This window comes from Janthinobacterium pasteuri (assembly GCF_051380775.1).
GTDB lineage: Bacteria > Pseudomonadota > Gammaproteobacteria > Burkholderiales > Burkholderiaceae_D > Janthinobacterium.
In genome coordinates this window covers 35,771-59,576 of the sequence record NZ_JBNYXS010000004.1, presented here as the reverse complement: position 1 = coordinate 59,576, position 23,806 = coordinate 35,771, and the positions used below count along the sequence as shown (strand labels likewise).

The 23,806-nt window shown below is 62.6% G+C and carries 18 protein-coding genes; 3 read left to right on the top strand and 15 right to left on the bottom strand.

The window, feature by feature from the left end:
• Positions 1–42: 42 nt before the first annotated feature.
• The 5 genes from ACQ4WN_RS05955 to ACQ4WN_RS05935 form a co-directional block, all read right to left on the bottom strand.
• Positions 43–1,515, bottom strand: a complete 1,473-nt coding sequence (locus ACQ4WN_RS05955) for an amino acid permease (RefSeq protein WP_436550692.1) — start codon at positions 1,513–1,515, stop codon at positions 43–45.
• A gap of 418 nt (positions 1,516–1,933) precedes the next feature.
• Positions 1,934–3,364, bottom strand: coding sequence for an amino acid permease (locus tag ACQ4WN_RS05950; RefSeq protein WP_436550691.1), 1,431 nt, complete (start codon positions 3,362–3,364; stop codon positions 1,934–1,936).
• A 116-nt stretch (positions 3,365–3,480) separates the two neighbouring features.
• The gene (locus tag ACQ4WN_RS05945; RefSeq protein ID WP_034778908.1) at positions 3,481–3,939 is read right to left on the bottom strand and encodes a RidA family protein; all 459 of its coding nucleotides are present in this window, start codon (positions 3,937–3,939) and stop codon (positions 3,481–3,483) included.
• Positions 3,940–4,193: 254 nt separating this feature from the next.
• Complete coding sequence (locus ACQ4WN_RS05940) at positions 4,194–5,777, bottom strand: ATP-binding cassette domain-containing protein (RefSeq protein WP_436550690.1); 1,584 nt, start codon at positions 5,775–5,777, stop codon at positions 4,194–4,196.
• Positions 5,778–5,929: 152 nt separating this feature from the next.
• Positions 5,930–7,042 (bottom strand): NADH:flavin oxidoreductase/NADH oxidase, encoded by a 1,113-nt coding sequence (locus tag ACQ4WN_RS05935; RefSeq protein WP_436550689.1) that lies wholly within the window; start codon positions 7,040–7,042, stop codon positions 5,930–5,932.
• Positions 7,043–7,218: 176 nt separating this feature from the next.
• On the opposite strand from ACQ4WN_RS05935, the gene ACQ4WN_RS05930 reads away from it, so the two are divergent.
• A complete protein-coding gene (locus ACQ4WN_RS05930; protein WP_436550688.1) occupies positions 7,219–7,761 on the top strand; it encodes a glycine zipper 2TM domain-containing protein in 543 nt (180 codons plus the stop codon).
• A gap of 20 nt (positions 7,762–7,781) precedes the next feature.
• On the opposite strand, the gene ACQ4WN_RS05925 is transcribed toward ACQ4WN_RS05930, so the two are convergent.
• The 10 genes from ACQ4WN_RS05925 to ACQ4WN_RS05880 all read right to left on the bottom strand — a co-directional run bounded on the left by ACQ4WN_RS05925 (position 7,782) and on the right by ACQ4WN_RS05880 (position 22,774).
• Positions 7,782–8,291: a DUF1993 domain-containing protein gene (locus ACQ4WN_RS05925; RefSeq protein ID WP_436550687.1), complete on the bottom strand. Its 510-nt coding sequence runs from the start codon at positions 8,289–8,291 to the stop codon at positions 7,782–7,784.
• Positions 8,292–8,400: 109 nt separating this feature from the next.
• A complete protein-coding gene (locus ACQ4WN_RS05920) occupies positions 8,401–9,375 on the bottom strand; it encodes a DUF2167 domain-containing protein (RefSeq protein ID WP_436550686.1) in 975 nt (324 codons plus the stop codon).
• Between the two features lie 147 nt (positions 9,376–9,522).
• Positions 9,523–10,542, bottom strand: a complete 1,020-nt coding sequence (locus tag ACQ4WN_RS05915) for a succinylglutamate desuccinylase (protein WP_436550685.1) — start codon at positions 10,540–10,542, stop codon at positions 9,523–9,525.
• Positions 10,542–15,269 (bottom strand): NAD-glutamate dehydrogenase domain-containing protein, encoded by a 4,728-nt coding sequence (locus ACQ4WN_RS05910; RefSeq protein ID WP_436550684.1) that lies wholly within the window; start codon positions 15,267–15,269, stop codon positions 10,542–10,544. The genes ACQ4WN_RS05915 and ACQ4WN_RS05910 overlap by 1 nt, the downstream gene beginning before the upstream one ends.
• 148 nt (positions 15,270–15,417) lie before the next feature.
• Positions 15,418–16,758 (bottom strand): N-succinylarginine dihydrolase, encoded by a 1,341-nt coding sequence (gene astB, locus ACQ4WN_RS05905; RefSeq protein WP_436550683.1) that lies wholly within the window; start codon positions 16,756–16,758, stop codon positions 15,418–15,420.
• 9 nt (positions 16,759–16,767) lie between these two features.
• On the bottom strand, positions 16,768–18,264 hold the full coding sequence (astD, locus tag ACQ4WN_RS05900) for a succinylglutamate-semialdehyde dehydrogenase (RefSeq protein WP_436550682.1): 1,497 nt from the start codon (positions 18,262–18,264) through the stop codon (positions 16,768–16,770).
• A complete protein-coding gene (gene astA / locus ACQ4WN_RS05895) occupies positions 18,257–19,309 on the bottom strand; it encodes an arginine N-succinyltransferase (RefSeq protein ID WP_436550681.1) in 1,053 nt (350 codons plus the stop codon). Before astA ends, astD begins: the two co-directional genes overlap by 8 nt.
• Positions 19,310–19,322: 13 nt before the next feature.
• Entirely contained in the window at positions 19,323–20,354 is a 1,032-nt protein-coding gene (locus tag ACQ4WN_RS05890; protein WP_436550680.1) for an arginine N-succinyltransferase, read from the bottom strand.
• Positions 20,355–20,447: 93 nt separating this feature from the next.
• The gene (astC, locus tag ACQ4WN_RS05885) at positions 20,448–21,689 is read right to left on the bottom strand and encodes an acetylornithine/succinylornithine family transaminase (RefSeq protein ID WP_436550679.1); all 1,242 of its coding nucleotides are present in this window, start codon (positions 21,687–21,689) and stop codon (positions 20,448–20,450) included.
• 140 nt (positions 21,690–21,829) lie between these two features.
• Positions 21,830–22,774, bottom strand: a complete 945-nt coding sequence (locus tag ACQ4WN_RS05880; protein WP_436550678.1) for a GlxA family transcriptional regulator — start codon at positions 22,772–22,774, stop codon at positions 21,830–21,832.
• A 132-nt stretch (positions 22,775–22,906) separates the two neighbouring features.
• On the opposite strand from ACQ4WN_RS05880, the gene ACQ4WN_RS05875 reads away from it, so the two are divergent.
• Both ACQ4WN_RS05875 and ACQ4WN_RS05870 read left to right on the top strand, forming a co-directional pair.
• A complete protein-coding gene (locus tag ACQ4WN_RS05875) occupies positions 22,907–23,341 on the top strand; it encodes a MarR family winged helix-turn-helix transcriptional regulator (RefSeq protein WP_436550677.1) in 435 nt (144 codons plus the stop codon).
• 45 nt (positions 23,342–23,386) lie between these two features.
• Complete coding sequence (locus ACQ4WN_RS05870; protein ID WP_436550676.1) at positions 23,387–23,671, top strand: hypothetical protein; 285 nt, start codon at positions 23,387–23,389, stop codon at positions 23,669–23,671.
• Positions 23,672–23,806: the final 135 nt, after the last annotated feature.

The following is a 23,806-nucleotide window of genomic DNA, read 5'->3' as shown; positions in this document are numbered from 1 at the left end:
AACCGCCGGCGAGCGCGGCGGTTTTGGATGGAGCAGACTGCATTAGCGGGCCTTCTTGCCCAGGTGCGAATGCCGCATGCTGTACAAGAAGTAAATGGCCACGGTCACCGCCATCCACACGCTGAACACGACAAACGTCGTATGCGGCAAATCGCGCATGATGTACAGGCAAGCCAGTATGCTCAAGCCAGGAATCACGTACGGCCCGAACGGCACGCTGAAGCCTTCGATGCGGTTGGCACCCTGCTTGTGGCGCAGCACGGGCACGGCAACCGAGACCACCATGAAGGCAGTCAGGGTGCCGATGCTGACCATGTCCCACAAATAAGTCGCATCGACGGAGCCGGCCACCACGGCGACCACCAGGCAGACGATGATGGTATTGCTGACCGGCACCAGGGTGCGCGGGTGGATCTTCTGGAACGACTTCGGGATCAGGCCGTCGCGGCTGACGGCAAACAAGATGCGCGTCTGGCCGTAAATCGTCACCAGGGTCACGCTGAAGACGGAAATGACGGCGCCAGCCGACAGCACCAGCGCCGGCCAGGTCTTGCCCGTGACATTTTGCAGGATCACCGCCAGCCCCGCTTCCTGGCCTTCGAACAGCTTGGCCTGTTGCGCGCCCAGGGCGGCCACGGCCACCAGCAGGTAAAACACGGTGACGATGAGCAGGGCGCCGAGGATGCCGCGCGGCACATTGCGCGTGGGATTTTTCACTTCGTCACCGGCCGTCGCCACCGTATCGAGGCCGATGAAAGAGAAGAACACGGTGCCTGCTGCGGCTGTCACGCCCGTCATGCCGGCAAAGCCCTTGCTGTTGTCGGTATTGAAGAAGGGGAAGAAATTGTCGGCATTGAATCCGGAAAACGCGATGACGACAAAAAACACCAGGATCGCCAGCTTGATGATGACCATGATAGCGTTCATCAGGGCCGATTCCTTGGCGCCGCGCAGCAGCAAAAAACCGCACATGCAGATCAAAAAGATCGGCGGCAGGTTGATGTGGCCGGCATGAAACTCCATGCCATGCGGGCCGGAAACAATCATCGGCGTACGCAGCATCTCGGGAATATGCCAGCCGAAGGCATTTTCCAGAAAATTATTCAGGTAAGACGACCAGCCGATGGCCACGGCACTGCCCGCCAACCCGTATTCCAGCAGCAAACAAGCGGCCATGATGAAGGCAAGAAACTCGCCCACGGTGGCGTAAGCAAACGAATACGAGGAGCCGGAGGCAGGAATGCGGAACGACAATTCCGCATAGCACAAGGCCGTCAGGCCGGCCGTGATGGCGGCGATCAGGAAAGACAGGACGACCGATGGGCCCGCCTTGGGCACGGCTTCGACCATGGTAAAGAAAATGCCCGTGCCGATGGTGGCGCCGACGCCGATCATGGTGAGGGAAAACAGGCCGATGGACCGGCTCAAGCCACTGCTGCTGAGGCCTTCACCATAGTCGACCATGGTATCGATCGGCTTGGTGCGGCAAAGTTTCTGGACCAGGGTTTGGCTCACTAGCATTCCTTTATGAGGCATGCACTTGAACACCTGCCAAAACCTACTGCGCGTCGCGATTCGCGGCCTGCGATGCTCACTGTGCATTCGCACAGCTGCGCTTCTTAGCCACAACTCACTTCCGCTCGCTACGGTTTTGTAAGGTGTTGTTAGGAACATGACGGGTAAAAACAAGAGAAAACGGCGCGCCGGCCCTACCTGGCAAAAAACCGGAAAGATCGCGTCCATTTTCAAAACTAAACGATTATAGGGCTTTCATCGGCTCAGCTAAACAGAACTTTGATGCAAGGAAACAACGCCAGGCGTGCGACGGCAAACCTGTCAGCGTGCTGGCGAAGTGGAAATTGCTTCTATGAAATAAAAAGCGCGCCACTGCAGGGGCAGGGGCGCGCTTCTGGCTCAGCTCAACTACGCTGGTTTACTTCTTCGCGTGTGGCGCATCGGCCGCCGGCCAGCCTGCCTCGTAGCCTTGCGGCACGTCATCGCGCCGCTCTTTCGGCGCCAGGCCCAGCACGTAGTACAGCACCGTCAGCAGGATCAGCCAGGCTGGTCCCACCATCAGGGCGATGCGCGTATCGGGGAAATACGCCATCAGGCCGATCACCAGCGCCAGGAAAGCCAGCGAAATCCAGGAACCGTACGGCGCGAACGGCATGCGGAAGGCCAGGTTCTTGATTTCCAGTGGCGTCAAGGTCTTGCGGAACTGGATCTGCGTGACCAGGATCACGCCCCAGGTCCAGACGGCGCCGAAGGTGGAAATCGAGGTGACCCAGATAAACACTTTTTCCGGCACCAGGTAGTTCAGCAGCACGCCCAGCAGCAGGGCAAACACGGACACCAGAATGGCGCGGCGTGGCACGCCGTTAGCCGTGGTTTCCGCAAATGCCTTCGGTGCCTGGCCTTGCAGCGCCAGGTTGTACAGCATGCGGCCCGTGCTGAAGATACCGCCATTGCACGACGACAAGGCTGCCGTCAGCACGACGAAGTTGATGATGCCGGCTGCCGTCTTGATGCCCAGGCGTTCAAACGTCATGACGAACGGGCTGCCGGTGGTGCCGATTTCATTCCATGGATAAATCGACAGGATGACGAACAGCGCGCCGACATAGAAAATCAGGATGCGCCAGAACACCGAATTGATGGCGTCGGGAATCGATTTCTTCGGGTTTGCCGCCTCGCCGGCGGTCAGGCCGATCATTTCCACGCCCAGGTAGGCAAACATCACCATCTGCAGCGACATCAGCACGCCCTGCGCGCCGTTCGGGAAGAAGCCGCCATGCGTCCACAGGTTCGAGATGCCGATGGCCACGCCGTCGTTGCCGAGACCGAAGATGATCATGCCTGTGCCGCCGACGATCATCAGGATGATGGTGACCACCTTGATCAGGGCGAACCAGAATTCGAACTCGCCGTAGGCTTTCACGGCCAGCAGGTTGATCGCGCCCATGGAACCGAGGGCCGCCAGGGCCCAGATCCAGCGTGGCACGTCGGGGAACCAGATGCCCATGTAGATGGCGACGGCGGTAATTTCAGCCACGCACGTGACCAGCCACAGGAACCAGTAATTCCAGCCAGTCAGATAGCCTTGCAGAGGTCCCAGGTAATCCTGGGCATAGCGGCTGAAGGAGCCGGCCACCGGATTGTGCACGGCCATTTCGCCCAGCGCGCGCATGATCATGAAGATGACCGCGCCACCGATGATGTACGACAGCATGATGCCGGGACCGGCCATCTTGATGGCGTTGCCGGAACCCAAAAACAGGCCCACGCCAATCGCAGCGCCCAGCGCCATCAGGCGTATCTGCCGCTCGCCCAGGCCGCGGTGCAAGCCTTGTTCACTCGTTTTCATTACATGTCTCCGTTTTTTTCTTGAATACACCGATCCCTCCACCCCAATGGCGGTTCCGCTCTTGCTGGACAGGAGGAAAGGGCGAGCCGGCGGCAAGCGCCGGCATGCTCAGATGATCAGGCCAGTTCAGCGATCAGTTCGATCTCGACGCAAGCACCCAGCGGGATTTGCGCCACGCCGAAGGCGGAGCGGGCATGCTTGCCGCTGTCGCCGAAGACTTCGACGAACAGTTCCGAGGCGCCATTGGTCACCAGGTGCTGTTCCGTGAATGCAGAGGTGGAATTGACCAGGCTCATGACCTTGACGATGCGTTTGACCTTGTTCAAGTCGCCGCCGCACGCGTCTTGCAGGGTGGCGATCAGTTCGATGGCGATACCGCGCGCGGCGATCTTGCCTTCTTCCGTGGTGACGTCCTTGCCCAGCTGACCGACCCAGACCTTGCCATCCTTCTTGGCCAGGTGGCCGGACAGGAAGACGGTGTTGCCCGTGCGGGCATGCATCACGTAGGCGGCAGCTGGCGCGGCAACGACTGGCAGTTCAATGTTGAGGGCTTTGAGTTTTTCGTAAAACGACATGCTATTTCTCCAAGAAAACAATATAAGCGAAACCAAAATTCATGCACGGCAGGGCACGAAGGATGACGCCCTGGCAAGGCGGCAGTGACCGACTACAGTGCCAGATTAAACGTCATCATATTGGTGAACCAGCAGTTTTAGTTCACAAATAGGCCCGGTTATTCAGTGGATTATACCGACAATCAAACAAAATTCAGCATCGGTTCATGAAGCATGCTCTACAGGCATCGAGCGTGACTTTTTTCATTCAATTGTCACTTGTGCAATGTCAAGCCCTCCGGGTCAAGGTTTATCGCCGCCAAAAATGCGTGGTCATGCGAAACCACAAGTAACGCCCCCTGATATTGCAGCAGCATGTGCTCCAGCGCCTGCAGGCTGGCCAGGTCCAGGTGATTGTCGGGTTCGTCGAGCAGCAACAGTTGCGGCGGCGCCTGCGCATACAGTTCGGCCGCCAGCGCTACCTTCATGCGCTCGCCACCGCTGAGCAAACGGCTGGGCATGGTGGCGCGTGCGCCGGCAATGCCCACCAGCGCCAGCCGCGTGCGCAAGGCCCCTTCCGCCAGGCTGCTATTGCGTGCCTGCAAGCGTTGCACGGCGCTCCACTCGCCGTCTTGCAGTCCAGCATGCTGGTCCAGCCAGGCCACCTGCGCATGGCAGCGCAGCTCGCCGCTGGCGGGCGCCAGTTGCCCGGCGATCACGCGCAGCAAGGTCGACTTGCCGCTGCCATTGTCACCCGTCACGGCCAGCCGGCGCGGCCCGCTCAGTACCAGGTTGATGGCGTGCGCCTGGCCATGCGGCAAGACCACGTCGCGCAATGCCAGCAGCAATTTACCATCCGGCACCAGGCTCTCGGGCGCCAGCAGCAGCCGTTCGGCCTCGGGCGCGCAGCGGGCGCTGGCATCCAGCACGCGTTGCTGGCGCGCCTGCTGCGCCTCCTGCGCGCGCAAACGCAGCTTGCCCTGGCTATCCTGGCTTTTCTCCTTCTTCGCGTCCAGCAGCAACTTGCTTTGGTTGCCTTCGCGGCCCTCGCGCTCACCACGTCCGACACGACGCTGCTGGCGCTCTGCTTGCTGCTGCGCCTCGCGCTGTTCGCGTCTGGCGCCGGCCTTTTCCGCCTGCAGGGCCGCCGCAAAACCAGCCTGCTCCAGCGCGCGCTGCTGCACATACAAGGGGTAATTGCCGCCATAGCTGCGCAAGCCCTGCGGCGACAACTCGACGATTTCATCGACGTGCTGCAACAAGGCGCGGTCATGGCTAATCAGCAGCAAGCCGCCCGGCCAGCGCGCCATCTGCGCCACCAGGCGGGCCCGCTGCCGCACATCGAGATGGTTGCTCGGCTCATCGAGCACCAGCCAGTCCGCCTGCGACAGCCAGCCCCCTTGCAAGGCAATGCGCTGGCGTTCTCCGCCGCTCAGGCTAGCCGTTGGCGTGTCGGCATCGACATGGCGCAGATCGAGCGCATCAAGCGCATGGCGCAGGCGGGCGTGGGCATCCCAGCGTTCGCCCACCAGTGCGTAATCAGCCTCGTCGATGCTACCGGCGGCGATGCGCGCCAGCGCCGCCAGCAAGTTCTCCATGCCTGCGAGCGCCGCCACGCTGGGATAGTGCTGCGGATCGAGTTCCTGCGCCACGTAATGCAGGCGGCCATCGCAGCGCACGGTGCCAGAAGACGGCTGCGCCTGGCCAGCCAGCAGGCGCGCCAGCACACTCTTGCCCACGCCGTTATCGCCGACGAGGCCGATACGTTGCGGGGCAAAGATGAATTGCAAATCGGAAAACAGGGCGCGCCCATCGGGCAGCACAACGGAAAGACGGTCGAGTTGCAGGAATGCAGGCATGGATACTCCTTGAGCAAGGCTGGCGAACCCGCGCGGCGCAAGGCGCTGTGGCGGGAAGGGCGAGGCCGTGCACAGCACGGCAGTATCAATGGCGCATGTCGAAGCGTCCTGGAGAAATGGAGAAGAGGCGTCAGTGTAGCAGAGCAGGTCTTTTAGCGCTGGCCCAGCGTCGTGTCGCCGAACAGGTTCTTGTACTCGCGCGGCTGCGAGCGCCAGTACTGCGGTGGCACCTGCACCTGCGCGCCCAGCTGGGCCGCCGCATGCCAGGGCCAGCGCGGGTCGAACAGGATGGCGCGCGCCAGCGCCACCATGTCGGACTGGCCATTGGCAATGATGTCTTCTGCCTGCTGCGCCTCCGTGATCAAGCCCACGCTGATGGTCGGCAAGCCGCTGTCGCGCTTGATGCGTTCGGCAAACGCCACCTGGTAGCCGGGTCCCACGGGAATCTGCTGCTGCGGCGAAATGCCGCCGCTGGAGACGTGGATGAAGTCGGCACCCAGCTGCTTGAGTTCCTGCGCGAAACGCACGCTTTGCTCGATTTCCCAGCCTCCCTCAACCCAGTCGGTGGCGGAAATGCGCACGCCCACGGCCACGCTGGCGGGCACGGCGGCGCGCACGGCTTCATAGACTTCCAGCGGAAAACGCATGCGGTTATCCAGGCTGCCGCCATATGCATCGGTGCGCTGGTTGGACAGGGGCGAGAGAAACTGGTGCAGCAAATAGCCGTGCGCCGCATGCAATTCGATGCCTTCGATACCGAGCGCATGCACGCGCTGTGCGGCCGCGACAAAGGCACCCTTGATTTGCAGCAAGCCCATCTCGTCCAGGGCAATCGGCACGGTTTCGCCGGGCGCATGGGCGATGGCGGACGGCGCCACCGTTTGCCAGCCGCCGTCGGCCAGGTGCACACAGGCACCGCCCTGCCAGGGAGCGCGGCTCGACGCCTTGCGTCCCGCGTGGCCCAGCTGCACCACCAGCGGAATCGGAGAGTGGCGGCGGATCGCCTGCACCACGTTGGCCAGCGCAATTTGATTCGCGTCCGACCACAGGCCCAGGTCCTCGGCCGAGATGCGTCCCTCGGGCGAGACGGCCGTCGCTTCCGTCATCAGCAAGCCCGCACCGGACAGGGCCAGGTGGCCCAGGTGGATCATGTGCCAGTCGGTGGCGTTGCCGTTGTCGGCAGAGTACTGGCACATGGGCGCGATGGCGATACGGTTGGCCACGTGCAGCGGCCCCAGTGCATACGGCGTGAATAGGTGGCTCATGGCGGACTCCGGAAAAGGGGAAGCACCGATTCTACTGTGCTTAGCAAAGCGCGGCTTACACCTGCTTACGTTTGATACAGCGCAAGGGCTAGCCTTGCGGCCAGCACACCGTTAATGTGGACACATCAGCTGGACACATCAACAACATCGCAACACCTTGCCCCCCAGGAGAACACATGAACACGACGACCACCGCCAGCCGCATCCACCCCTTGATGGCCGGCGCCGCCATTTCCGTGACGGTCCTGTGCCTGGTGGGCGCGGCGTCCATCGCCGGCATCTTGCCCAATTCGCGGGCGAATGTGCCTGCCGTGCCTGCCGATGTGGCCGCCATGACGCCGGCGAACGCCGCAGCCCTGGCTGCTCCCGTGGCCGCGCCTGTCGTCGCGCAAACGGCCCCCGCTCCGGCACCGGCGCCTGTCGTGCACAAGCGCGTCGTGCACCACACGCAAGTGGCGCAGGCGCGTCCTGCCTACAATGACAACAATGATGGCTACCGCGACACAGCCTACCGCGAACCCGTCCGCCAGCAGCAGCCGGCGCCAGCACCGGCACAACCGAACTATGTGGGCATCGGCACGGGCGCCGTCATCGGTGGCTTGATCGGCAATCAGGTCGGTGGTGGCCGCGGCAAGGCGCTGGCGACGGTGGCCGGTGTGATCGGCGGCGGCATGCTGGGTAATGCGGTGCAGAACCAGGTGCAGCAACCCCAACGTTAAGCGGGATCAGTCGTCACGACTCAGTCGTACGGTCCCAGAAAATCGAGCTTGCCCACGGCCACGCCATTGTTTCTCAGGATGGCGTGGACCATGGAGATGTGAAAATAGAAGTTCGGCAAGGCAAAGCTGAGCAGATAATTGTCGCCCGAGAATGTCTTGCCTTCATCGGTCCAGTTCAGCACCACTTCCTTCTGCGCGCTGCCGGCCATCTGGCCCGCGTTGACGCTGTCGATGTAAGCGATGGTGTTGGCGATACGCTCTTGCAACTGTTCGAACGACGCTTCGTTATCCTCGAACTTCGGTGCCGGCACGCCGCTCAGGCGCTCGACCGACATCTTCGACGTATCGCTTGCGCGCTGCACCTGCGCCGTCAAGTCCAGCATGTCGGGCGCCAGTTGCGCGCCCAGTAAAATCTCGGGCACGATGCCATCTTCCTCCACATGGGCTTGCGCTTTTTCCAGCAGGGCCGAGACGACCCGCAAGCCGCGAATGAAGACGGGAATAGTTGCCTGATACATGGACACGGACATGACGCACTCCTGATAGTGAACGATGAGCCAGTGTACCCGAGGCGCTGTCTTCCGGCAGCGCGCGCAATGCCACTCCTGTGCGCCAGCGCACCAAGCGAAACAGTTGCCCTTACTTTTCCAGGTTCACCTTGCCAGCCGGTGCATGGTTGGGCTGTTCCGCGGGCTCTGCCTGCGGGAGTGGCTGCGGCGCCGGATTGTCCTTGCGCTTGCCACCGAAGAACTTGACGATGGCCGCGCCGCCGCCCACCACAGCCAGGATCAGCACTTTCTTGAAGGCCAGCAGCAGCGCCAGCAACTTGCCAAACAGGCCCAGCTTGCTGGCCACGCCACCGGCCACCAGCGCCGCCAGGCCATATTCAGCCACCTTGTCCGTCTTGCTGTCGAAATCCGTGTAGCGGTTACCCTCGGTAAATTCCGTGAATGCCGTCACTTGCTGCATCTCTTTCTTGATCGCCTCGATCTGCTGCATGCCGGCGATCGCGTTCAGGTTCAGCACGCCTTCGCGGCCCAGCACGCGTACGTTGTAGTTCAGCGAGTGCTCGCCGCCATCGACCATCAGATCCTTGGCCCAGTACAGCTTGTGCGTATCCTTGGCATAGCTGGGTTTTTCCGCCCAGCCCATCAGATGGATGCCGGGATAACCCTGCTTCTTGCGCTCCGCATTGTTTTCCAGCACGGACGCCTGCATATCCTTGAGCAATTCGTCGTACTTGATACTGTCCGCATCGTCATCCTTGATATGGCCTTCCTTTTCATACGTGACGATGACACCCCAGCTATCGCGTTCGAGCACGCTGGTCTTGGCGGGCACGATCATGCCCAGCGATACCATGCCGGGAGGATTGCCCCAGGCATCAACCAGCACGCGCTCGGCATCGGCCGGCGACAAATAACGGAAGCTGGCGGGCAAATCCAGGGTGGCGATGCCTCCTGGCAAAGTGATCTTGCCGCGCTGCAGGTGCAATTGGGCGAGAAATTGCTCGGCCGTCATTTCCGGAGCGGCTGCCTTGTCATCGGCAGGGGCGGCAGCCGTCAGGCCGGAGAGGGTCAGGCACAGCAAGGCTGTCAGCAGGCGTTTCAACATAATCGGTCCAAGAAATTGCAAAAGGGAAATATTTTAAACCAGATGATTGCCTAATGGATAATTATTTCTGTGCGACATCTTTTTCATCAAAAAAGCGCCAGGCGGGTTTCCCCGGCTGGCGCCTGATGCTGCGTGATGGCTGCACGATCAGGAGGTACGCACCACCATCAGCCCCGCGCGCAAGCCCACGCGCACGTCCGGGTTCGGAAACACCACTAGCTCTTCCGCGTGCTGCACTGTGTACACATGGTCGCCATCGCTGGCGATCACCGCGTGCTGCGGCAGGGACGTGAAATTCTGCGTGCTGCGATCAAAAGCCATGCGGAACTCATCGCTGTGCTTGATGATTTCCTGCGCCACCTTGAACACGTGCGGTTGCGCCTTGATCGGCTGCGCAGGCAAGCCGCGCAGCAAGCCGTCCAGCGCCCGCGACACGTCGTCGAACAGGCTCAGGTCGTTCTGCCCCAGGGTACCCACGCGGCCCAGCTCCACCGTGCTGGCGGCGGCGCCAAAATGCTCGGCCGAATAATAACTATACGTGCCGGCCGACTGCGGGTTCATGATGATGGCGCCGATGGCCGCCTGACCCAGCCAATCGATCAGCTGCGCCTTGGCGTCGTCGGCCACCAGGTCCGGCACGATGGCAAACGTGGGGTACACGGAAGGCCGGATGGCCGTGTGCAAATCCAGGTGCCAGCGAACTGGGCCCGCCGCGCCAAAGAACGCTTTTGTCGCGGCGATCATTTCATCGGCGCGCGCGCTTTCCGCCGCTTGCGCCAGGCTCCCCCGCACGGGGCGGAACATGCGATTCAGGTCGGCGTCGATGAAACGCTTGCCGGCCCGGATCGCATCGACATTACCCACGCAAACGAGCAAGTCGACGGCCAGCTTAGCCGCATCGCGCGACAGCGCGTCGAGCAGATGCGCCAGCACTTCGATCGGCCCCGTCTCGTCGCCGTGCACCCCCACCGAGATGGCCACGCTGGCGCGGCCCGCATCGGCTTGCGGCTTGACAACTTGCAGCATGCCGGGCGCCGGCAAGGCCACCGTGAAACCGGCGTTGGCAAACAGCTGCGCCACGGCGCCGAAATCGGCCTGCGCCAGCGCCTGCACGGCTGGCGGCAAGCCGCCAGCGCCCGGTCCAACTTGTCGTACTTCCTGCGTCATTACACCGCCGCTTCCGCTGTGGATTTCACCGTGATTTTATTCACGGCCTCCGACAAGGTCCACACATCCAGCATGGCTTGCTCCAGTTCCGTCGCCGCCACATAGGCCGACAGGCCCAGCGCACCCGTCACCGCATCGACCGCCTCGCCTGCGTTACCTTGCCCGGCACGCGCCAGCACCTGCGTCAGCAAACGCTGTTGCGTGCGACGCAGGGCTTGCTGCGCGTAGTTGCGCAACTGTTCCTGCGACTTGCCTTGCGCGGCCAGCTTCAGGCCACGCTCCAGCGTATCGATGCCCGCCTGGCTGCGCAGGGCCAGACCCACTTGCAGGAAGGCGGCCAGGTCCATCGAGGCAGGACGCGGCACGGACAGGGCCGGGAACAGGAAGCCGGCGACGACTTCCAGCGCGTCGACCGCATCCCACGCCTGCACAAAGGCCGGCGTCAAGCCTGGCACCAGTGCGGCCTCGGACTTGATGCCAACGGCTTGCAGCAGCTCGCGCTTCGATTCCGCGCCAAACAAACGCGTCAGTTCGGCCAGGCCGGCACCACGCAATTGCTCGGCTGGCACGGACAGGACGCCGGCGATCATCGTTTGCTGCAGCACGCGCGTTTGCGCGTCCACCTTGATCGACACGTCACGCGGCACCGTCAGCGCATCGGCATCGAGCGCATCAAACACGGGCGCCAGATTCAGTGCCACCCAGGCCTGGCCCCATGCCAGGATGACTGCCGACTCGTCGACGCCATGTTCTGCCGCCAGGTTGCGGATCATCAGCGGGCCGCAGCGGTTGATCACTTCATTGGCCAGCACGGTGGCCAGGATGGCGTTGGCCAGCGGATGGTCGAGCGCCGAACGCGTTTCCACCAGCAAGGATGGGAAGTAAGGTTTCAGGACCGGCTCGGCCCACGTTTCATCCGTCAACGGCAGGGCGGAGAGGATGCGCTTGAAGCGGTTCTTCACGTTGGCGATCACCACCGCCAGTTCCGGCGTAGTCAGGCCACGGTTGTCCAGCTTGCGGCGCGCCAGTTCGGCCACCGACGGCAATTGCTCCAGTTCGCGCGACAGGGCACCCTCTTCTTCCAGGCTGGCGATCAGCGCGGCATAGCCATCCTGTACGGCGCTCTCGCCTTGCGCCTGCAACTCGCGCACCAGCAAATGCGTCTGCTGCGTGTTGTCGCGCAAGACCAGGCGCTCGACGTCGTCCGTCATCGCATACAGTTCGCGGTTGCGTTCTTCTTCCGTCAGCTTGCCCGCATTGACTTCCACATCCAGCCAGATTTTGACGTTGACTTCATGGTCCGAGCAATCCACGCCGGCCGAGTTGTCGATCGCATCGGTGAAGATGCGTCCGCCCGCCAGCGCGAACTCGATGCGGCCTGCCTGCGTCGCACCCAAATTCCCCCCTTCGGCGACGACCTTCACGCGCAGCTCATTGCCGCTGACGCGGATATGGTCGTTGGCGCGGTCCTTCACCTGGGCGTGCGTCTCGGTGGAAGCCTTGATATAGGTGCCGATACCGCCGTTGTAGAACAGGTCCACCGGAGATTTCAGGATGCGGTGCATCAGTTCTTCCGGCGGCAGCGAGGTTTCCGCGATATCGAGCGCGGCGCGGATTTGCGGCGACAGCTCGATCGTACGGGCGGAACGCGGGTACACACCGCCGCCTGCCGAGATCAGCTCCTTGTTGTAGTCGTCCCACGAGGAACGCGGCAAGGCGAACAGGCGCGCGCGTTCGTCGAACGAAACGGCGACGTCCGGTGTCGGGTCGAGGAAGATGTGGCGGTGGTCAAACGCAGCCACCAGTTTCAGCTGGCGCGACAGCAATACGCCGTTGCCGAACACGTCGCCCGACATGTCGCCCACGCCAACCATGGTGATCGGGGTGGTATTGAGGTCGTGGTCCATTTCATAGAAGTGACGTTTCACGGCTTCGAATGCGCCCTTGGCGGTGATGCCCAGTTTCTTGTGGTCGTAGCCGTTCGAGCCGCCCGAGGCAAACGCGTCACCGAGCCAGAAGCCGCGCTGCACGGCGATGCCGTTGGCGATGTCGGAGAAGGTGGCCGTGCCTTTGTCGGCAGCCACTACCAGGTAAGGATCGGCATCGTCAAAACACACGGTGTCGACTGGCGGCACGATATTGCCCAGGGAACGGTTGTCCGTCACTTCCAGCAGGCTGGAAATGAACAGGCGGTACACGGCTTCGCCTTCGGCCGCGATGGTTTCGCGCACGGCGTCCTTCGGCATCATCTTGCAGACAAAACCACCCTTCGCGCCGGCCGGCACGATCACGGCGTTTTTCACCATCTGGGCTTTGACGAGGCCCAGGACTTCGGTGCGGTAGTCTTCCATGCGGTCGGACCAGCGCAAGCCGCCACGGGCAACGGGGCCGCCGCGCAGGTGCACGCCTTCAAAACGGCGCGAGAAGACAAAAATCTCGCGGTAAGGACGCGGTTCCGGCACCAGCGCCAGGCTGCTGGTATCGAACTTGAAGATGATCTTGTCACCTTCCTGATTGTTCTGGAAGTAGCTGGTGCGCAGGGTGGCGGCCATCAGGTCGGCCAGCGCGCCGAGGATTTCCTCGGTGTCTGCGTGGTTCACGGACGGCAGGCCGGCCTTGATGGTGGCGATCGCCTCCAGGGCGGCCGCGTGCTGCGCGTCGGACAGCGACGGATCGAAGCGCTGCAGGAAGGCGTCGACCAGGGCTTTCACGTGGGCCGGCTGCTTGCGCAGGCTTTCGGCAATGTAGCGCACCGAGAAGCGGCTGCCCGTCTGGCGCCAGTAGCTGGTGTAGGCGCGCACCAGTTGCACTTCGCGCGTCGACAGGCCGCCTTCGATGACCAGGCCATTCAGGCGGCCATCTTCGGCTTCATCGTTGAACAGCGCGGCAAACAACTCCTGCGCCACGGCGACAACTTCCGGCTGCGCCAGTTTCGCCGCGCTGGCGGCATCGACCGTCAGACTGGTGACGAAATAGCGCGTGCCGTCCAGTGGCGAAATCGAAAAGGCCTGCTCGCGGTCGATGGCCACGCCCGCGTTATGCAGCGCCGGCAGGATGGCCGACAGCGGCGGCACCTTGTTGGCCGAATACAGGCGGATGGTGGTGACGGCACCCGTCTCGATGCGCACGGCTACGTGCGATGGATCGGTGTTGCGCAGGATGGTGTCGAGGTCGCGGAAGGCGACGGCCGGCGCGGTGGCGGCAACGTAGTCGAGCGGCAGGGTGGCGCAGAGTTTGCGCAGGCTGGTACGCAGGGCCACGTCGGGCACGGCGTCGGCCACGGCGGCAAAACCGTTATGCCAGCCATCGAGCACACCCAGCAATGGCTGTTCGATATCCGTTTCCAGGTCCAGCGGGTAACGGGCGGCGTGCGCGATCAGATAGACACGCGCCAGTGGACCGTCGGCCACCAGGGTTTGCGTGCTCACATGCGTGGCGCCGGAACTGGCTTGCAGCGCCTTTGCCAGGCTCGATGCCACGCTGGCGCTATAGCGCTCGCGCGGCAGGTACACCAGCACGTTCAGGTGGCGCGCATACACGTCGCGGCGCGCAAAGACCTTGGTGCGCGGCTGCTTGTACAGCGAGACGACGGCACCGCATACTTGCGCCAGCCAGTCGAGGTCCGCTTCCAGCGCTTCGGTGCGCGGCAGGGATTCGAGGATTTCACGGAATTTCTCGGCGCGGAAGCCTTGCTGGCGCACGCCGGCCAGGCTCAGTACCTTGGCCACGCGGCCACGCGCAAATGGCAGCGCTGCCAGCGGAGTGGAATTGCCGGCACGGGTAAACAAGCCGACAAAGCAATGCTCGCCCAGGATCGCGCCTTGCGCATCCATGTCGCGCACGCCGATGAAGTCCAGCTGCTGGTCGCGGTGCAAAGTACCCGCCACGTCGGCCTTGACGATGGACAGCGCCGATTCGCGCTTGGCCAGGGTGTCGAAGTCGCCGGGAATATTTGCCAGGCAGGTGCCGTAGACTGGGTGTGCCGTATCCTGCAGCACGCCGACGCGGCTAGGAATATCGCGTTCGAGTTCGCGCACGCCCGGCTTGACGCGGTAATAGGCGTAGCCGAACACTTCAAAGCCGCCACTGCGGGCCCACTCCAAAAAGGCAGCCACTTCCGCGCCTTCTTCGCCATGCTGGGAAGCGGTCGTGGCGACGGCGGCCAGGCGCTCGCTCATGGCGGCGGCGTCGCGGCGCACGACGGCAGCGTCACGCGCCACCATGTCGATGGCGGCGACCAGCGCGGCCAGGGCTTCCGGCGCCAGCTCTTCGTCGAGCAGCACCAGCACATACGATTCGAGCGGGTCGCCCGGCTGGCGCACCGCTTCCACGCTGCCGTCAGCGGCGCGGCGCACCGGCAGCACGGTATTCATCACGCCGCGCACGGCCAGGTGCTGGCGGCGCATGGCCATGACGATGGAGTCGACCAGGTAAGGCATGTCTTCGTTCAGGATCAGCAAGGCGCTCGCCATGCCGCCACGGCCATCCGCATAACGCAGGGTGGCGATTTGGCAGCCGCTGCCGCTGCGCTTGGCCGCTTGCGTAAAACCATCGACCAGCACGGGCGCCAGGCTGTCAGGCGCGATATCGGCCAGGTCTTCGGCGTCGAGCGAGTCGAGCCATGCCTGTACCAGTTGTACGACAGGCGCTGCCGCCTTGTTCGCACTGCCAGCCGCGTTAATCAGCTGCAGCGTTTGTGTGCGCAAATCTTGTGGCGTGTGATTCATCTTGCATCTCCATTACGGTAATGTGAATGTCCAACGCTGTCGTTCGGGCTCGTGGCTGCGCGGCAGCGGTGTCAAGAGACGGGGGTCGCCCGTCCAATTCTGTGTTGCGAATAGTCTGTCTCGGATTTTCTGTGTATTTTTCTATCGCCTACAAGTCGTACAATCCAGGTAAGTTGAGGATGATCGTCAATTCTTCAAGCGCCGCATGCACTTCCAGCGCCAGCTGCGGGTCGGCCAGATCACCCGGCTCCAGATGGTCGCGGTAGTGCTTCTCCACCCACTGTACCAGCCGATGGTACAACGCTTCCGTCATGATCACGCCCTGGTGCATGGCGCGCGCTTCGGTTTCCGTCAGGGCCACGCGCAAACGCAGGCAGGCAGGCCCGCCGCCGTTGCGCATGCTCTGGCGCAGGTCGAAATGAATCAGTTCATCGATGGTTCCACCGCTGACCACCAGGCCTTCCAGATAGCGCGACACGGCGCGATTTTCCTGGCACTCCTGCGGTATCACCAGCGCCATCTTGCCGCCCTCTTTCGTCAGCAACTGGCTGTTGAACAGATAGCTGCTGACGGCGTCCGCAATCGGCACCTGGCCCGTGTCCACCCGCAGCGCCCGCAAGTCGGCACCCGTGGCGGCGACGGCGCGGTGCAGCTGCGACAGGCTCGCCTCTTCATCGGCAAACGCCTGCTCATGATAGAACAGCACGTTGCCATTACCGACGGCGATGACGTCGTTATGGAACACGCCTTGGTCGATCACTTCCGGATTCTGCTGCACGTACACGGTGCGCCTGGCGTCCAGACCATGCAATCGCGCCACGGCTTGCGACGCTTCCAGCGTCTGGCGCGCCGGGTAGCGCTTCGGCGACGGCGCGGAAGGATCGAACTCCACCCGACCATACACGAACAACTCAACCGATGGCGCGCCGTGGCTCGCACCGAGACGCGTGTGATTGGCCGCGCCCTCGTCGCCAAAGGCGGGCGTCGACGGCAGCGCCTCATGCACGGCGAAGTGCTGGTCGTCGCTGAAAATGGCGCGCAGGCTGCGCGCCGACTGCGCGTGCTCGAAGGCGCGGTGCAGCTTGTTATTCAGGTTGGCGGCCGTGAAATGCACGCGGCCATCCTGCGTGTCCGCCGACGGGCTGACCGTGGCGGCATTCGCCGTCCACATGGGCGAGGCCGAATACGCACAGGCCAGGATGACGGGCGACTCCTTGTAGGCGCGTGCCAGCACTTCGGCATCTGTCCCAGTGAAACCGATAGCGCGCAGCAGGCGGAAATTGGGCCGATCCTGTGGCGGCAGCAAGGCTTGCGCAAAGCCGCGCGCGGCCAGCGCACGCATCTTGGCCAGGCCCTGCAAGGCGGCCTGCTTCGGATTCGAAGCGCTTTTCACATTGCTGAACGAGGCCACGTTGCCGAACGAGAGCCCCGCGTAGTTATGCGATGGGCCAACCAGGCCGTCAAAATTGTATTCGCGCGTGCTGTGCATGAGGTTTCCTTAAAAATTCAGGCCGGGCGACAGCTTGGCCGGCATTTCCAATACGCTGTTCTCGATCGAAGCGACCGGATAGGCGCAGTAATCGGCTGCGTAATAAGCGCTCGGACGGTGGTTGCCCGACTTGCCGATACCGCCGAACGGCGCCGTGCTGGCCGCTCCCGTGGTGGGACGGTTCCAGTTGATGATGCCGGCGCGCGCGCGGACCTGGAAGGTTTGCCACAGGGCAGGATCGTCGGACAACAAGGCGGCGGCCAGGCCGAATTCGGTGGCGTTGGCAACCTTCAGGGCCGCATCGAAATCGGCCACGCGGATCACTTGCAGCAGTGGGCCGAACCATTCTTCGTCGGGGATGCCCTTGGCATCGGTAACGTCGACGATGCCGGCCGTGACAAAGCCCGCTTCGGGATTCAACTGGCGCATCTGCAGCAGGGTGGTGCCGCCCTTGGCGACCATATCGGCTTGCGCCTGCACCAGGCGCGCGGCCACGGCGGCTGAGACGACAGGCCCCATGAAAGGCTGCGGCTGGGCGTCGGACGCGCCGATACCCAGTTTCGCGGCCACTTCCACCAGGCGCGCCACAAAAGCAGTACCAAAGGCGTTATCCTGTACCACCAGGCGGCGCGCGCAGGTGCAGCGCTGGCCGGCCGAAACGAAGGCGGAGAAGATCGCGTGGTGCACGGCCGCGTCCACGTCCTTCACATCCCACACAACCAGAGCGTTATTGCCGCCCATTTCCAGCGCCAGCATCTTGCCCGGCTGGCCGCCGAACTGACGGTGCAGGCTGATGCCCGTCTGGCAGGAACCCGTGAACAGCACGCCGTCGAGCAAGGCATTCGCACCCAGGGCCACGCCCGTATCGCGCCCGCCATTGACGAGGTTGACGACGCCATTCGGCAAGCCAGCCTGCTGCCACAGCTGCACGGTTTTCACGGCCGTGCGCGGCGCATATTCGCTGGGCTTGAAGACGATGGTGTTACCGGCGATCAGGGCCGGCACGATGTGGCCGTTGGGCAGGTGGCCGGGGAAATTGTACGGGCCGAACACGCCGAATACACCGTGCGGACGGTGGCGCAGCACGGCGTCGCCATCGGCGATCTTGCTTTGCGCAATGCCCGTGCGCGCATTGTACGACTGCACCGAGATATCGATCTTGTTGGCCATGGTGGCCACTTCCGTGCGCGATTCCCACAGCGGTTTGCCCACTTCTTCCGAAATCAGCAGCGCCAGCGCTTCCGCATGTTCCTTCAGCAGTTCGCGAAAGCGCACGCAGATGGCGATGCGTTCTTCGACGGGCGTATCGGCCCACGCTTCAAAGGCGGCGCGGGCAGCCTGGCAAGCCTGTTCGACTTCGCTCTCCGTCGCTTCCAGGCTGGCCCAGGTTTGCTTGCCGTTCGATGGATCGATGGTGAGCAGTTCACGGCCCGTGCCTGGCAGCCAGGCGCCGTTGATGAAGTTCGATGCTGCGGTAGATGAATTCAGGTCGGACGATTTAGACATGGGGATGCTTCCTCGGGTTGAGTGACAAGGTGCGCACAGTGTCGCCGTGATGGCAGCGCAGCAGATGCAGTTCATCATCGTCCAGCGCGATCTTGCCGCTGTGCGGATTGGCGCTGGTGACGATCATGCGGAAATCTTTCAGGTCGGTGTTCGACACCAGGTAAGGCTCGGCCTGGGCGAGGTCGCTGCACACGTCAGGCGCAGCCTCCGCATCGAGCACGGCCGGCATGCTGTCGCGCATGGCGCGCAGCTCGGAGACGCGCGCCTGCAGTACGGGACCGGCGTCGAAAATATCGACATAGCCTTCGAAGTGCAAGCCTTCCTGCTCCAGCAGGCGGCGCGCGGGCGCCGTGCTCAGATGCACCTTGCCGATGACTTCCTGCGCCTCGTCGGGCAGGTAGGCCACGTACATGGGCTGGCGCGGCATCAGTTCGGCGATGAAGGATTTTTTTCCCAGGCTCGTCAAGTCGTCGACGTGATGGAAATCCATCTTGAAGAAGTGGCGGCCCAGTCCCTCGTAGAACGGCGAGCTGCCGTCCGGCGCCTGGTAACCGCGCATTTCGGCGATCAGCTTTTCCGTGAACAGGTGCGGGAACTGGGCGATGAAAAGAAAGCGGCTCTTCGACAGCAGCTTGCCATTGTTGCCGCTGCGGTAATCGGGGTGCAGGAACAGCGAACACAGTTCCGTGCTGCCCGTCAGGTCGTTCGACAGGTACAGGGTTTCCATGCGCGTAAACACGTCGAGTTCGCGGCTGGAATGGACCAGGGTGCCGATGCGGTAGTTATAGAACGGCTCATCCAGGCCCACGGCGCCTTTGATGGCGCACACGCCGGCCAGGCGGCCCGTGTCGGTATCCTCCATGACAAACATGTAGTCGCGCTTTTCGGGCGCGATAGTTTCGGCGAACGAGGCGCAGGCGATGGCCAGGCGGTCGCCCAGCATTTTCATGTCCGGCTTGAGGGTGGTCATGCCGGTGCCGACCTGGCTGGCCAAGCCGTACAGGGCATCCAGGTCAGAAGCGTTGATGGCGCGTACTACTAGCATAATGTTCTCTCGGTTAGATGCGCACGCAAATGACGCTGTCGCCTTCGGCCACGACCAGCGCTTCAAGCAGCTCGGGCGGCAAGCCGACGGTGTCCTGCGCTTCGAGCGCATCGCAGGTAAAGGTGACGGCGCGGAAGTTGCGCTCCGCGCCCGAAGCGACCGCGTAATGGACTTTCAGGCCCGTGCGGCTGGGCGTGACGCCTGCGACGACGCGGCGCGTGAGCGAACCCGTAAACGAGCGCAGCGCATGCTTGTGCGCCTGCAGGATCGGGCCACCGTCGAAGATGTCGATGTAGTCGTCCGCCTCGAAACCTTCTTCCGTCAGCAAATTGAACGCCAGTTCACCGCTCGGGTGGATCTGGCCCATGGCCGCCTGCGCATCGCCGGGCAGCAGCGGTACGTACACGGGGTAATGCGGCATCAGTTCGACGATCAGGGTGCGGTTGCGGGCACCGCCGATGACTTTTTCGGCATCGAGGAAATCCATCTGGAAGAACTTGCGGCCCAGCGCATCCCAGAATGGCGACTGGCCGTTGGCATCCGTGATGCCGGCCAGCGGCACGAAGAAGCGGTCGCCGAAACGGTGCGGCGCCAGCACGGCAAACAGCAGCCGCGCGCGCGACAGCAGGGCCGCTTCCAGGCCAGCCTGCTCCATGTTGCGCACGTAGAAGCCGGACAGCTGCGAATACGCCGTCAGCTCCGAGCACAGGGTCAGCGCATGCACGCTGTGGCTGATGTTGAGGTCACGCGAAACCTGCTGGATGACGTCGTTGCGAAAGGAAAAATACGTGCCGTTCGAGCCGGCCGAGGCGAAGATGGCGGCCGTACCGAAGATGCTCTTGTCGAGCAGGGATTCAAGCACGAAGAGATATGACTCTTCGCTGGGGATGTCGACATGGGCGGCAAACGAGGCGATGGAGCGCTCGACGGAGGCGGCGATTTTTTCGCGCGTCTTCGGCAGGGTATGGACACCCGGCATGGTGACTGCGGCCAGCGCTTCGAGGGCTGCAATATCCGCAATTTCTACCGGACGGACAACATACATGGGTACTCCTTCAATGCTGACGATGCTGGGGTAGAACCAAGCCGGCCCGCAGCAAAGCGGCGGGCCGGTGATAGTACGGGGGTAAGACTAGCCTCAGGCTTTCAGCAGGCCGTCGATGGCCACGCGCAGCAGACGGCCCGCTTCGGCGATCTGCGCGTCCGAGACGATCAGGGCAGGCGCCAGGCGTACCACGTCCATGCCGGCGATCAGCACCATCAAGCCTTGCGCTTCGGCCGCTTTCTGGATGTCCTTGGCGCGGCCCTTGTAGGCATCGCTGACTACCAGACCCAGCAGCAAACCGCTGCCGCGCACCACGGAGAACACTTGCGGGTAATCCGTGATCAAGCCTTGCAGCATGGCGATGGTGTTGACGCTCGCTTCCTTGACGCGCGCCAGGAACGCTGGCGTGTTGATCGTTTCGAGCACGCTCAGGGCCACGGTGGCGGCCAGCGGGTTGCCGCCGTAGGTGGTGCCGTGGGTGCCGACGGCCAGGGTTTGCGCCAGTTCGTTGGTGGTCAGCATGGCGCCGATCGGGTAGCCGTTGCCCAGCGCCTTGGCGGCCGTCAGGATGTCCGGCGTGACGCCGTAGCCCATGTAGGCGAACAACGCGCCAGTGCGGCCCATGCCGCACTGGACTTCGTCGAAAATCAACAGGGCGCCCGTCTTGTCGCACAGGGCGCGCAGCTCCTTGAGGAACTCCGGATTGCCCGGTACGACGCCGCCTTCGCCTTGTACCGGCTCGACGATCACTGCGCACACGTCATCGCCGATGGCGGCGCGCGCCGCTTCGATGTCGTTGTAGGCAATGTGGTCGATCGACGGTGGCAGCGGCTCGAAGCCTTCCGTGTACTTGGCCTGGCCGCCGACGGAGACGGTAAACAGGGTACGGCCGTGGAAGGAGCTGAAGCACGAGATGATGCGCGACTTGTGTGCGCCAAACTTGGTGTGCGCGTATTTGCGCGCCAGTTTCAGGGCCGCTTCGTTGGCTTCCGCGCCCGAGTTGCAGAAGAAGGCGCGGTCAGCGAAGGTCGCTTCCGTCAGGGCCAGGGCCAGGCGCAGCACGGGCTCGTTGGTGTAACCGTTGCCCAAATGCCACAAATTATTGATTTGCTTGGTCAGCACGTCGACCAGGGCTGGATGGCAGTGGCCCAGGCTGTTGACGGCGATGCCGGAGGTGAAATCGAGGTAATGCTTGCCTGACTGGTCCCACAGATCCAGTCCGGAACCGCGCACGGGCACCATGGCGGCTGGGGCGTAGGTAGGGACGAGGACCTGGTCAAAGGTTTCCCGGGTGACTGGACGAGCCGTTACGGTCGAATCAAGCTTGGCATTCATAGCATTTCCCCATCAATATGTTAGGTACTCCGCAGCTACGACAGCTACGTGTGTACTGCATTATAAAAAGCGGGATGCTAAAACTCTTTTGAATCTGCGACAAGGATTTTCACAATTCATCACAGCTGTCTTGATGCTGGCTAGACCGGCGGCATCAGCTTGCGCTGCCGCTCTTCGCGGGGAGTATTGCCAAACAGCGTGCCAAATGCCGTGGAAAAGTGCGAACCCGAGGAAAAGCCGCACATCAGGCCGACTTGCACGATGGAATAATGCGTATCGAGCAACAGTTGCCTGGAACGCTGCAGGCGCAGTTCCAGGTAGTAGCGCGATGGCAGGCTGCCCAGGTATTGCTTGAACAGACGTTCCAGCTGGCGCCGCGACAGGCCCACCAGGCTGGCGATGTCATCGGTCGACAGCGGCTCCTCGATATTGGCCTCCATCAAGGTGACAGCTTCGGACAATTTCGGCTGCAGCACGCCAAAACGCGCTTGCAATGCCACGCGCTGGCGTTCTTCCTTGCCGCGCACCTTGTCCACGCACAACGCTTCCTTGACGAGCGCCTGTACGTCGGCACCAAACACGGTTTCGATCAGGGTCAGCGAAAAGTCGATGCTGGCCGCGCCGCCGCAGCAGGTAATGTGGGGGCCGTCGATGTCGAACAGGTGCGGCGTCAGGATGGCCCGTTCGGCCTTCGCCTCCGCATCGGCGTACAGGGCCCACGGCAAGGCGATGCGCACGCCATCCATGACGCCCGCGTCGGCCAGCCACAGCACGGCCGCGCCCACCCCGCCCCAGAATGGCGCCGAACGGCAGCGCTCGATCACGGCCCGACACAACTCGGCGCGCAGCGGCGCCTGCGTTTCATCGGCCACCAGCAGCGCGATATGCCAGTTGCCGCCCTGCTGGGCCACTTGCTCGGGCGTGCGCACGTCCAGTTGCAGGGCGTCCGGTCCCAGCGCCCGCGCGCACAGGCGCAGCGGCTGCACCAGGCCCGCCCAGGTAATCGACTCGGCATCGCCGGCATGGACCAGCAGCAAGCGCAGCGGTTTGTCGAGGCCGATACGGGAAAGATTAGCGAAAGACATCGGCGAGACGGACCAGGGACAAGGGCTGAGTTGCCCACATGATACCGGAGTTCAGTCCCATCCAGACCCGCATGCAACAGCGGGGCCTGACGCGGCGGAAAAAAGCGGGATGGAAGGATATAATCACACCCCATGGGTGAACGATATTTAAAAAGTATCCGGCTGCTGGCCGAATGCATGCAAAGCTTCGAGCGGTTTTCTAGCGACTTCGTGCGCCAGTACGGCTTGACGCATGCGCAATTCGACATCATTGCCACGCTCGGCAACACCTGCGGCATGTCCTACAAGGAACTGGGCCAGAAAACCCTGATTACCAAGGGTACCTTGACGGGCGTGGTGGACCGGCTGGAGCAAAAGGGGCTGGTGGTCCGCGAACGTTGCACGAAAGACAAGCGCTCCTACTTCGTGCGCTTGAGCTGCGAGGGCGAACAGGTGTTCCATGACGTGTTCCCCAAGCTGACAAAGCAGGGCCAGCGCTTGTTTGACGGCTATACCGACGACGACTTCATGCGCCTGGAAACCACCCTGGCGGGCTTGAAACACGCCATCGCCTACGGTCACAGCTGACAATTCACCAAGCATAGACATTCAAACAAGACAAAGGAAACCAAGTTGAAAACCACACTGCTCGACGGCAAAAAGCCCGCTCATTTCGATAAACACATCATCGGCAACCTGCTGCTCAACGCCAGCACGCCAGAACTGGTACGCCAGGAAAAACTGATTATCGGCGTGCGCAACGAAGACGGCGAAATCTACCGCCTGATCGGCGCCACCAAGCACAACAGCTTCATGAATGCCGTCGAGGAACTCTTCGACCTGGGCCTGACCGATGAGCTGGAAGACAGCGACGAGTTGGTTGAAGGCTGCGACGCGATCTTCAGCGAAGCTGACTGATAGCGCTCGCATGATCCAGAAAGGGTATGCCGCTGATCCAGTGGCCTGCCCTTTTTCCGTTTACAGGGGGGTTACTTGCCGTTTACTCGCTTGTTTGCGAAAAGATCATGGTTAAAAAGTTCCGCACGGAAATAT